Raw genomic sequence first — 11779 nt, 5'->3', positions numbered from 1 at the left:
CACCCCATGGGTGGCATTCTGCTTTCGATAGAGAGCGGGGAGCCTGCCCCTGGGTGGGTTGGGCCCTCGATGAGCACGCGGCAGGGCCCAGCGAGGGCCTCGGGGGCGTGTGATCAGACCGATCAGGCGCCGGTCGAGGTTCCTCCGGCGAAGGCGCTCGAGCCTTCGGTGCCTGGGGCAGGGTCTTTGGGCTCGGTCTTCTTCAGCCCGTGACATGCAGAGGGGCGCCGGGCCGCCTCCGTTTCACTCCGCCGCTTCCTTCTCCTCGCAGCAACGCTTGTACTTCTTGCCGCTCCCGCACGGGCACGGGCCTTTGCGGGCGGGGCCCTCGGGGAGCACTTGCCTCCTGCCAGGTGCCAGGTGATCGCGCATCGCGCGCAGCACGCCCAGCGTGAGCTCCGGCCGGAAGGGCTCGTGGAGCGCCGCGACGGCGGCGCGCGGCAGGTAGAGCGCCTCCGGCGCGGCGCGCGCCACCCACGGGACGAGCGTGTAGAGCCACGTCAATGCATTCGCGAGTCCCTTCGAGCCGCGCAGATAACACTGGAGCGTGTTCGCCGCGACCGCGCAGGCGAGATCCTCGGGGACGTCCTGCGCCCGCTCGTACCGGAGGGGGTTCGGGGGCCTCGATTTCATGACCTCCACCCAGAGGTGCGCGCCGAAGGCACGCACGCACTCCTGCCGCCCCGTCGGCGCGTCGCGCTCCATCTCCGCGATGGTGCGAGCGAGGCTTCGTATCGCGCGCGTGACCTTGCCATGGTCGGTGTCTCGCCACTTCTCCGGGATGTCCGCGCCGAGCGCCTTCTCCGCCTCGGCGCGGAGCCGCGCGTGGCGCATGCCGAGCGCGAGGATCCCGAGCGCGCCGTCGATGTTCTGCAGTTCGCTCTCCGCGTCCTGGTAAAACCGTTTGTACATGCCGAGCAGGGGTTTGCCGACGCGGGCCGTGGCCCAGGCGCCGCGGAGCGCGAAGGGCAAGAACCCTTGACGCGTGGCGGGCCAGGAGAACGTGGTGCTCTCGCCGAGCAGCTCGAGGAAACCCGTGGGAAAGGTCTCGCGGCCGTCGAGGGTCGCGAGGACGGCGAAATGGCTCATCGCCCAGAGGGTCTTCCAGTACGCGAAAAGCGCGTCGTCATAGATGGGCTTCAGCTTGTCGGTCTTGCGCAAGAGCGGCAGGAGGGTCTTGCGCGCGTCGTCGAGCTCGCACCCGGCATGGAGGTAGAGGCGCAAGAACTCGAAGGAGTAGAGCGGCTGGAGCGCGGAGATCGCGATGAACTCCTCGCGCGAGAGCTCGTCGGCGGCGTCGTAGATCCGCCGGAGCAAGCTCTGGACGCCCTTGCCCCCCGCGAGCGCCTTCGCAGACTCCAGGCGTTCGCGTAGCTCCTCGGCTTTGGCGGAGATGCCGTCGATCTGCCCGCGCGTCACGACAGGCAGGTTCGAGACCTTCATGCCCTCGCCGAGGCAAGTGACGAAGCGTCCGCCGCGCGTGACGATCAGGAATGGCCCCTCTTCGGGGTGATCGAGCGAGAGCGCGACCCGCTCGGCGTTCTCGGGCACGCGGGCCCGGTCGAAGATGTACCGGAGGAGGCTCTCGTCGCGGTAGAGCGAGAGCGCGAGCTCGACATGCGGGAGCGAGACGCGATCGAGCCGGGAGAGGAAGTGGTGCGCGTGCCCCATCGAGGCAATGGAAGGGCAAGCGCGTCCCGGGCGCAACGAGGCATCGAAAAAAAACGCGGGAGGCATGTCGGGTCGGGGCCTCGGTTTGCGGACGTAGGGGAAACGGCTCTCCGGCGCGCTCAGGGTGAGCGCTCCCGAGGGCCTTCACGCCCCGGAGATACCCATGCAGCCCAAGCTCCTTCCGGCCCTCGCCCTTCTCACGCCCCTCGCCGCCCTCCTCGTCGCTTCTTCGCCCGCCGCCGCAGCGCCCTCCTGTAGCGGCCCCGTTTGCCAGGACGCCGCGGGCTGGAGCGACAGCGGCTTCGGCGCCTCGTACACGTTCTGGACCGGCCTGCAGTCGAAGAAGAACTTCCAGACGGACCCGAGCTACGGCGCCGATTACCTCAAGCTGGGCGCCGAGATCCAAGCCACGGCCAAGGCCTTCGGCGTGAGCAAGCCGATCGTCGACGCGTACGCCCTGATCTACAACAACAACGGCGAGAGCTGGGGCGGCGTCCATGTCGCCGCCGTCGGCGTCGTCCTGTATTCGGCCTCCATCACGAACGCCATCCCCTTCGGCGTGAGCCGGACCTTCTTCAAGGCCGACGAGGACATCAGCCTGCTCGGCGTCCACATCGACCTCGACGGCAAGGTGGGCGGCGAGCTCGGCGTCGACGTGATCCCCAGCATCACGAGCTCGTACCTGAGCCTGATGGCCGAGCCCTACGCGAGGGCTTATGCGGACGTCGACGCGGACGTGGGCGCGGCCTGCGCCAGCGTCTCCGTGAAGGGCTCGCTGACGGCGCTCGATCTCCACGTGCCGGCCGCCATCACGGTCACGTACCCCGAGGACGATTCGATGTCCGTGCTCATGTCTCTCGATTACAGCCTGCATTCCCTCGACGGCAAGCTCAAGGTCGAGCTCGAATACTGCCTGGACACCGACAGCAAGACGCTCGTGAATTTCGACGGGTTCACCGCCGGAGGGCAGCTCTTCTCGAAGTGGGGCACGATCTCCTGGTGATCCTCCCGCCCTGACGAACCCGACACGCACGCTGGAGGAGCCCCATGAAGCGCCGTTCGTCCCGGCTCGTTGCCCTTCCCCTGCTCGCCGCCGCCCTGCTCGGAGGATGTGCCCTCCTCCAGCGCGCGTGCGCTCCCGCCGCCCTTTCCCCCGTCGCTGCGGCGACGGCCGCGCCCGCGCCGGCCGAGGTATCGATCACGCCCTCGGCGCGCGCCGAGGCCACCGAGCGACGCGTGTATGCCGTGACGCTCTCGCGGCACGTCACGATCGGCGGGGAGACGTTCGTCGAGACGCGCCTCGAAGGACGCATTTCCTTCCTGCCCATCCCGGGCACGTCCCTCTGCGAAGCGCGCCTCGTCGATCCGTCGCTCGACGTGAAGGGCGGAGAATCCCCCTCGATGGCCGATCTCCGCCGCCCGGTCCTGCTCGCTCACGATGAAGACGGCCGCCTCGAAGGCGTGCGGTTCGATGCACGAACCGACGAGGCGAGCCGCCTGCTCTTGACGAGCCTCGTGACGGCGACGCAATACACCCGCGGCAAGGGCGCGGCCTGGTCCGCGGACGAGACGGACGGCTCCGGTGTGTACCGTGCCGATTACGAGCGAAATGGCGAGCGTACGATCGTCCGGCGCAAGCGAGGATTCGTGCGCATGCACGAGGGCCTCACGCCGCTCGCGGCCGAGGGAGAGCTCAGGATCCTCGTGGATGGAAAGGACGTGATCGAATCGGCGACCGCCCACGAGCGGTCCCGCACGTCGCGAAAAACCGCGATCGGGGACGTCGCGGGGGAGCTCCGGGTCTCGCTGCGCCTCGTCGATCGCGCGGAGGCCACGAGCCGCGAGCTCGCCGCCGCGCGCGCTCTCGTAGAGGACTACGAAGCCCCGCGGATGGCCATGCCGAGGCGGGATCGCAGCGCGAGCAAGCGCGAAATGGACGAGCGACGCGCGGCGGGGCACGACCTCGCCGAGCTCCGCGCCGCATTCGCGGAGACCGACGGGCAGCCGAGGGACGAGGTCGGCAAGCGGCGCGCGGCGCTCCTTCATACGGCCGGCGCGCTCTTCCGGGTGGACCCCGCGGAAGTGCTCGCCGCGGGCCGAGCGCTCGCGACGCGCGGCGTGACGGACGCCGAGGCGAACTTCCTCGCCGGCGGGCTCGCCGCGGCGGGCACCGAGGAGGCGGCGCACGCGCTCGCGAACACGCTCACGAGCTCGGAGGCGACGATCGAGGCGCAAAGGCACGCCGCCGTGAGCCTCGCGATGATGCCCGTCGCCGACGAAGGCACGGTCTCCGCGCTGTCGAAGGGCGCCGCGAGCGACGATCCGGCCCTCGGCAACCTGAGCACGATGGCGCTCGGCGCCGCGGGGCGCACGCTCGCCACGAACGGGGACGTCGGCGAAGGGCTCGATCCGGTGGCCGATCTGCTCGCTCGTTATGCGAGCGCGACGGACGACGCCGAGCGAGACATGCTCCTCGCCGCGCTCGGAAACAGCGGGGATGCGCGGGCCTTCGAGGTGATCCAGGGGGCGCTCGGGTCCGCCCGGCTCGCGAAGACGGCGGCCTATGCATTACGATTCCTCGCGATGCCCGAGGCCGACACGCTGCTGCATACCCTCGGGACGATGTCGCCGGACCCCGAGGTGCGGCGGGCCACGTATCGCGCGGCATTCTTCCGGGACGCGAACGTATGGTTGCCCTGGCTCGAGGCCGCGCTCGCAAAGGAAAAAGACACGCGGGTCCTCGAAGCGATCCGCGCGGCGCTCGCCCACATGGCTCCGCCGTGACGGGCGCGCCGCTTCGGGGATCGAATGGCGAGGGGCGTGCCGCTGCTCGGCTCTTTACACGCGCGCGCGAATCCCGTGATGATGGCCTCTTGCCATGCACCACGAGGTCACGCGGATCATTGCCGAGATTGCTGCGGGGCGAGACCAGGCGACCCAGGAGCTCTTGCCCCTCGTCTATCAAGAGCTGCGCCGCATCGCGGCGGCGCAGATGGCGCGCCTCGGGCCGGGCGATACGCTGCAGCCGACGGCGCTCGTGCACGAGGCGTATCTGAAGCTCGTGGGATCACCGGAGCCCGGCTGGAACGGGCGGGGGCATTTCTTCGCCGCGGCGGCGCAGGCGATGCGCGAGATCATCGTGGATCACGTGCGCAGAAAGGTCGCGGCGAAGCGCGGCGGCGGACAGCGGGCCGAGCCCCTCGACGTGGAAATCGCCGTCGAGGCGGAGCTCCTCGGTATCGAGGACGTGCTTTCCCTCAACGAGGCGATCGCGCGCCTCGAAGCGGAGCATCCCCGCAAAGCGCAGGTCGTGGTGATGCGGTTTTTCGGGGGCTTACCGGACCAGGAGATCGCGGAGGCGCTCGGCGTCACGACCCGCACCGTCGAGCGGGAGTGGCGCTTCGCCCGCGCCTATCTGCACGACCTGCTCTCCCGCGGAGCGGAGACGTGACGACGGAGAGGCCGGATCCGCGGCGCGTCGAGGCGGTCTTCGACGCCGCCGTCGATCTGGGGCCCGAGGAGGCGCGGCTTCGGCTGGACGCCGAATGCGAGGGCGACGCGGCCCTCCGCGCGGCCGTGGAGAGGCTGCTCGAGCACGATCGGAGGGCCGACGGAGATTTCCTCGCGCCGCGCCCCGCGCTGCTGTCCGAGGCGCTGCGCGAGCACCCCCTTCCTGCCTTCCCCGATGCGCCCCCGGTCGCGGCGCGCATCGGACGGTTCGCCGTGGTGCGCAAGCTCGGCGAGGGGACGATGGGCGTCGTTTACATGGGGTACGACGAGATGCTCGATCGGCGCGTGGCGATCAAGCTCTTGCGCCCGAGCGTGGCCGGCGTGGGCTGGCTCTTGCGTGAAGGCCAGGCCCTCGGCCGCCTCGCGCACCCGAACGTGGTCGCGATTCACGAGGCCGGTGAGAACGAGGGCCGCGTGTACCTCTGCATGGAATTCATCGAAGGCCTCACGCTGCGCGCATTCCTCGCCGAGCGCCCTCGCCCCTTTTCCGAGGTGCTGAGCCTCTTCCTCGGCGCCGCGCGGGGCCTCGCCGCGGTGCACGACGCGGGCCTCGTGCACCGCGATTTCAAGCCCGAGAACGTGCTCGTCGGCAAGGACGGGCGCCCGCGGATCGTCGATTTCGGAATGGCGGCTCTCGCCCGGCGTGGCGGAGGGACGAACGGGGAGGGCGAGCGCGACGCCGAGCCCCCGAGCGGGCGGCCCGGGGCGCTCGACGTATCGATCGTGCCGAGGGGCGCGATTGCCGGGACGCCTGCGTTCATGGCGCCGGAGCAGCTCCGCGGGGAGCGCGCCACGACGGCGAGTGATCAATGGAGCTTCTGCGCGGCGCTTTATCACGCGGCCTATGGCGTCCCCCCGTATTCCCTCGACGGTGATTTCGTCGCGCTCTCGCGCCGTGTCCTCGCAGGCGCGCCGACGATCCCGGCGCAGCGCGGGAAGACGCCCGCATGGCTCGGGCCGATCCTCCTCTCGGGCCTGGCGAAGGATCCCGCGGCGCGATTCCCCTCGATGCACGCGCTCGTCGCGGCGATCGAGGCGCACCTGCCGCGGGATCCGGAGCTCGATCGCCGCGTGATCCGGCGCGAGCTCGTGGCCTTGCGCGTGGCGCTCCTCGCCGTCGTGGTCGTGGCCTCGGCCCTCGCGTTTCGCCGGGTCCTCCACGCCTCGGTGACCCTCGAGCTCGTCATCCTGATCAATGGCGCGGCTCTCCTGATGGTCCTCTCCATCATCGCGCTGCGATGGCGAAGGCTCTCCCAGAACCGGATGGGGCGGCGGGCCGCGGCGATCGTCGCCGGGGTGGAAGGCGTGATGCTCGTCCACCGGCTCATCGCGATGCGCCTCGGGACGCCGCTCGATCACGTCCTCGTGAACGATCTCGTCCTTCTCGCGACGGTCCTCGGGACGCTCGCCTCGACGGACCGGCGAAGGATCGCGCTGCCCGCGGCGATCGCAATGGCAGGGGCGCTCCTCGGCCTGTTCCTCCCGAGCGCCACGAGCCTGATCCATGTCGCAGCAGGTTCCCTGGTCCTCCTGCTGCTCATTGCCGACGTGATTCGCGAGCAGTGACCGCAGGCCGCCCCGTTTCCGAGCAGCGGGAGACGAGCCTTTCGGATTGCATCCTCCGCGCAACACGGTTATGTGGAGCCGTGTTTCAGCGCCGCGCCATCGGCCTTTTCTCCTTTCTCCTCGGCTGCTCCGCAGCACCTCCCCCTCCGCCGCCGAGGACCACGCCCCCGTCGCCCGTGGTCGTCGCGCCTGCGCCGCCGGAGACGGCGAGCCCTGCGGCGGAAGCGCCGCCGCCTGTGGAGCGGATCGAGCCTCTGCTCGAGGCTTTGCGGGGCGCCAAGCATCCTGAATGGGGGGAACAGGTCGTCGCGATCGGCGACCGATTCGGCGGACCGGGCGTCGTCCGCGCGCTCGATGCCGTCGAGTCCACGCCCCCGGAGGCAACGCATTATGGGACGATGTTCGTCATGGATACGCTCGGCGAGCTCGCGGACCCGCGCAGCGCCGATCCGCTCCTCGCCTGGGTCGAGGCGAAAAAGCCATCGATACACTGGCAAGGCGTGGTCGGCGCTCGGCTCGCGGAGATAGGCGACCTCCGAGCCGTGCGTTTGCTCGGCGAGCGGATGAAGTACAAGCCGACCAAAATTCACAACCCGGAGCGCTGGTGGGAGGCGGATAGCAGTGGCCACCTTTCCCGCACCGAGTTTCAGCGCATCCGAGCGGCGCGCCTCCTCGGCGACCTCGCGGCGATACACCCGGACAAAGTCGACGAGATCCGGGCGGCGGTCGAGGACTCCGTGATCGCGTGGGTCCGTGAGACGCCGGAGCCGCCTCATGATGGCGTGCAGCTCCTCGCCGCGATTCGATCCACCAAGGGGCTCGGTCTCCTTCGCGGATGGGCCTTCCCGAGGACGCCGCTCCCGGCGAGAGGGGCGGAGCCACCCATTCCCGCCGCAATCGGGCTGGCACAATCCGGCCTTCGATACATCGGGATGTTCCACGACGAGCCGTCGTTCCCGAAGCTCCTGGCCCAGCTCGAACGCAAGAAGGACCCCGCGCTCGACATCACCCAGGACGCGCTGACCACGAACGACATCGCAATGCTCGGTCTGTCGTTGCGAGCGCTCGCTGTCGGCGCGTCCCAGGGGCTCTCCCATTTCGCGGATCCGCGCGCGGCGCAACCCCTCATGAAGCTCATCGAGGACACGACCTGGCACGAAGAGGCGCGCTTCGCGGCTTGTGACGCGCTCGCGTGGTGCACGGACGACGCGGCAAAAGCGAGCCTGATCCCGAAGATCAAGGCGCAGATGGCGACGGGCGGGCCCAAGTCCGACTTCATCGCCGGTTGTTATGCGTCCGTCTTCACCGAGCGCTCCGCGGCGGGCAACGCCATGGATATGGTCGATCTGTTCGAAAGCGCGATGCTCGGCGGTGTGCGGCGCTCCATGGCCTACGGGCTCGGCTTGATCGCGCTGGAGAGCGCGGCGCAGGCGAGGCTCGCAGCGAAGCTCGGCGACAAGGGGCTGCGCGTCGATGCGGCGATCGCGCTCCTGCTCGGCGGCTCCGGCCCCATGACGCGGCTGCTCTCGACCATCGACGGCTTCGACGCGCCGGAAAAAGAGCAAATCAAGATGGCCCTCACGAACGGCACGGCCCACGTCACGGACGAGGATCCAACGTTTGCGAACGTCCTCCGCTGGGCGACGCGCGCCGAAGAGGCCGCGGACGTGGTGGTGCGCGGCGAACGTCAGACGTGGGTGCGTGATGCCGTCGCCGCGGGGCTCGAGGGCGTCAGTTTCGGTTGGAGACCGCACTCCGTGACGCGCCCCGTGCTCCGCTACCGTCTCTTCCGCGCGGCGCAAACCGATGCGGCGAACCGTCGCGGGATCATCGCGGCGCTCGCGTTCATGAAAGAGCGCGGCGTGCTCTTCGCGCTCGCCGAGATGAAAGGTGATGTGGCAGCGCCGGCGACGAAGGCGCTCGCGGGGCTCGGAAAAACGTCGCGCTGAAGCGCGGGGGCTACGGCCGCGGAGAGGGCCGAGGAGGCGTGGGCCTTCTCAGCGGATCATGTACCCGCCGTCGATGGCCAGATACGTGCCCGTCACGTACGACGACCAATCCGACAGCAAGAACACCACCGGCCGCGCAATCTCTTCCGAACGCGCATAACGCTGCATCGGCACGCCCTGCGTGAATGCCGCGAAGATCTGGTCGCCCTGGTTCACGTGGTTCCAGATCTCCGTCTCCACCGGCCCGGGCAGCACCGCGTTCACGCGGATCCCCGCGGCGGCGTAATCCACGGCCGCGGCTTTGGTCATGCCGATGAGCCCGTGCTTGGCCGTCGAATACGCGCCGAAGGTCTGCGCCCCGACCAGGCCCAGGATGGAAGCGCAATTGACGATGGCTCCGCCGCCGGTCTTCTGCATGGCGCGGATTTCGTGCTGCATGCAGAGCAGCACGGAATCGAGGTTGACGGCCATGAGCTTTCGGTATTCGTCCATGGGCAGCTCCGCGAGCGGCCCGAGCGGCCCGGGGATCCCCGCGTTGTTGAACGCGCCGTCCAGACGCTCGAAGACCTGCAGCGTGCGCGCCACGAGCGCCTCGATGTCCGCGGGCACCGAGACGTCCGTGCGCACGAAGAGCGCTTTGCCGCCCTCGTCGCGGATGCGCGCCGCGAGCGCTTCGCCCTTCTCCTCGCGGCGGCCGGCGACGACCACCTTCGCGCCCTGACGCGCGACCTCCAGCGCCGTCGCCTCGCCAATGCCCGACGTCGCCCCGGTAACGATGATCACCTTATCCCTGAGAAGCATGCGTATTCCACCTTTTCACGCCCCCAAAACGTCGCATACTCCGCGGGAGTGTCCAGGTCAATGCAATTCCGGCGGACGAACCGTGCTCGACTCCGCGCGGGTTTGGTGTGGTGCGCTTCGAGCGCTCGGAGGCCGATGCGCGTGGTGGCCCACGCGCTGCCCGCCATTACTTGCGTATCGCATTCGCGTGGCATCGGAAGGCGTATCGCGAAGGAAAGGGGGCGGGGGTGAGCGTCAGGGTTCGGCGATCCAGGACATGACGCGGGCGTCGGGAAGGGGGTGTAACAACCCTCGACCTCGCGAGATCTTGCCCTCCGAATCGAAAGCTTGTAATCTGCCATGATTGGAATCTCCGGGGGGAGGGGGCCGTGCGTCACTGGCTCGCACTCCCGGCGCGAGGGTGAACCATGCTCGCAGCGTTTCGGGATGCTTCGCTCACGAAAAAGCTGATGTTCGGCTTCGTGTTGATCGCCGGCCTCGCCGCGGCGGTCGGCTACCAGGGCTTGCGCGGAATGGCCACGATGGCCGAGCTCTTGACCGATCTCCACGACCGGCACGCGGTGAGCCTGGCGCACCTTCGAGGCGCGAACACCCAGCTCGTGCAGGAAGCGCGAATGGTCCGGAACGTCGTCATCGAGAGCGCCACCGGCAACATGGGGGCCATCCCGAAGTGGACCTCCGGCTACTCCAAGTACAGCGCCGCATTCGACAGAGAATTCGACAGCTACCAGGATCACGCCTCGAGCGACGGCAAGAGCCGCGCCGCCGACATCAAGACGCAAGTCGAGGATCTGCGGCGCGTGGAAGCGCAGGTCATCGAGCTCGCGCAGCAAGGCAAAGCGAAGGAGGCCAGCCAGCGTCTCGACGAGGCGCGCACCCTCGCCGGGAACGTGGACGAGCACGTCGAGAATCTCTCGAATGAAGCGTTCGCGAAGATGGACCGCGCAGCGGCAGACGCCATGGGCGTGTACGAAAAGTCGAGGTCCTTCGTCCTCGGCATCGTGGTCGCCGCGTTCCTCGTCGCCCTGACGCTCGGTATCATGCTCACCCGCGCCATCACGAAGCCCATCGAGTCCGCCGTCGCCGCCGCATCCCAGATCGCCAAGGGCGAGCTCCCCGAGGTCGAGCAAGCGACGAGCCAGGACGAGACGGGGCGAATGATCTCCGCCATGAAGACGATGGTCGATTCGCTCAAGGACACGGCGACGTCCGCCGAGCGAATCGCGTCCGGTGATCTCACCGTGGAGGTGAAAGCCTGGTCGGACAAGGACGTGCTCGGGAGCTCCTTCCGGAAGATGGTCGACAAGCTCTCGCGGATCATCGGTGAAATCCGCGAGAGCGCGGCCGCGACGTCAGGCGCGGCCGTGCAGGTCTCCGCGACGTCGCAGACGCTCTCCCAAGGGACGAGCGAGCAGGCGGTCGCCGTGGAGGAGACCACGGCGCGTCTCGAGCAGATTCGCGCGTCGATCAAGCAAAACGCCGACAACAGCCGGCAAATGGAGCAGATGGCGCTGAAGGGCGTGCAGGACGCGGAGGAGAGCGGGAGAGCCGTCGCGGATACGGTTCACGCGATGAAGGTCATCGCGGACAAGATCTCGATCATCGAGGACATTTCCTACCAGACGAACCTGCTCGCGCTCAATGCGGCGATCGAGGCCGCGAGGGCAGGGGAGCACGGCAAGGGATTCGCTGTGGTCGCCATGGAAGTCCGAAAGCTCGCCGAGCGAAGCCAGACCTCGGCCAAGGAGATCAGCAGCCTCGCACTCACGAGCGTACGCGCTGCCGAGCGCTCCGGGCAGCTCCTCACGGATCTCGTGCCAGCGATCCGGAGGACGGCGGACCTCGTGCAATCCGTGGCCAACGCGTCGAGCGAACAATCGGACGGCGTGGGGCAAGTCAGCCAGGCAATGTTCCAGGTCGACCAGATCACCCAGCAAAATGCCTCATCGTCGGAAGAGCTGGCCTCGACCGCCGAGGAGCTGGCGACGCAGGCCGAGATGCTGACGGAGCTCGTGGCATTCTTCACCGTCGTGGGTCTGGAGGACGTCCGCCTCCCCAAGTCGCCGCGCGCGTACGACGCGAAGTGGAGCGCCCCCCGTGGCGGGCCCGCAGCTCGATTGCAAAAGCGGCCGGTCGTCTCGGGCACGAGAGGAAACGGAAGCGTTCGGTCGGCGTCAGGCTCCGACGATGACTTCACGCGGTTCTGAGAAAGTGGGCGCGTGCGCGGGGCTTTGCCCCGCACCCCAGCAGGGGGCTGTCCGCCCCCTGCACCCCGGACCAGG

At 68.9% G+C, this 11779-nt stretch carries 8 protein-coding genes; 6 read left to right on the top strand and 2 right to left on the bottom strand.

Features of this window, described 5'->3' with window-relative positions; genetic code table 11:
* Positions 1-243: 243 nt before the first annotated feature.
* The gene (locus QHF83_RS38995) at positions 244-1671 is read right to left on the bottom strand and encodes an SEC-C metal-binding domain-containing protein (RefSeq protein WP_282423150.1); all 1428 of its coding nucleotides are present in this window, start codon (positions 1669-1671) and stop codon (positions 244-246) included.
* Positions 1672-1834: 163 nt separating this feature from the next.
* Between QHF83_RS38995 and QHF83_RS38990 the strand changes: the two genes are divergently transcribed.
* The 5 genes from QHF83_RS38990 (at position 1835) to QHF83_RS38970 (ending at position 8696) form a co-directional block, all read left to right on the top strand.
* Positions 1835-2674 (top strand): hypothetical protein, encoded by an 840-nt coding sequence (locus QHF83_RS38990; RefSeq protein WP_282423149.1) that lies wholly within the window; start codon positions 1835-1837, stop codon positions 2672-2674.
* Between the two features lie 44 nt (positions 2675-2718).
* Positions 2719-4455, top strand: a complete 1737-nt coding sequence (locus QHF83_RS38985; protein ID WP_282423148.1) for a hypothetical protein — start codon at positions 2719-2721, stop codon at positions 4453-4455.
* Positions 4456-4549: 94 nt separating this feature from the next.
* Positions 4550-5122 carry a sigma-70 family RNA polymerase sigma factor gene (locus QHF83_RS38980; protein ID WP_282423147.1) on the top strand — a complete coding sequence of 191 codons (573 nt, stop codon included), beginning with the start codon at positions 4550-4552 and terminating at the stop codon, positions 5120-5122.
* Entirely contained in the window at positions 5119-6747 is a 1629-nt protein-coding gene (locus QHF83_RS38975; protein ID WP_282423146.1) for a serine/threonine-protein kinase, read from the top strand. The genes QHF83_RS38980 and QHF83_RS38975 overlap by 4 nt, the downstream gene beginning before the upstream one ends.
* An 80-nt stretch (positions 6748-6827) precedes the next feature.
* A complete protein-coding gene (locus QHF83_RS38970; RefSeq protein WP_282423145.1) occupies positions 6828-8696 on the top strand; it encodes a hypothetical protein in 1869 nt (622 codons plus the stop codon).
* A 48-nt stretch (positions 8697-8744) separates the two neighbouring features.
* Here the strand turns inward: QHF83_RS38970 and QHF83_RS38965 are convergent, their stop codons facing one another.
* Positions 8745-9497 carry a glucose 1-dehydrogenase gene (locus tag QHF83_RS38965; RefSeq protein ID WP_282423144.1) on the bottom strand — a complete coding sequence of 251 codons (753 nt, stop codon included), beginning with the start codon at positions 9495-9497 and terminating at the stop codon, positions 8745-8747.
* Between the two features lie 407 nt (positions 9498-9904).
* Between QHF83_RS38965 and QHF83_RS38960 the strand changes: the two genes are divergently transcribed.
* A complete protein-coding gene (locus QHF83_RS38960) occupies positions 9905-11704 on the top strand; it encodes a methyl-accepting chemotaxis protein (protein ID WP_282423143.1) in 1800 nt (599 codons plus the stop codon).
* The last annotated feature ends 75 nt before the right edge of the window (positions 11705-11779 follow it).

The sequence above is a fragment of the Polyangium sp. 15x6 genome (genome assembly GCF_029960785.1).
Taxonomy (GTDB): Bacteria; Myxococcota_A; Polyangia; order Polyangiales; family Polyangiaceae; genus Polyangium.
This window is presented reverse-complemented; position numbering and strand designations above follow the sequence as displayed.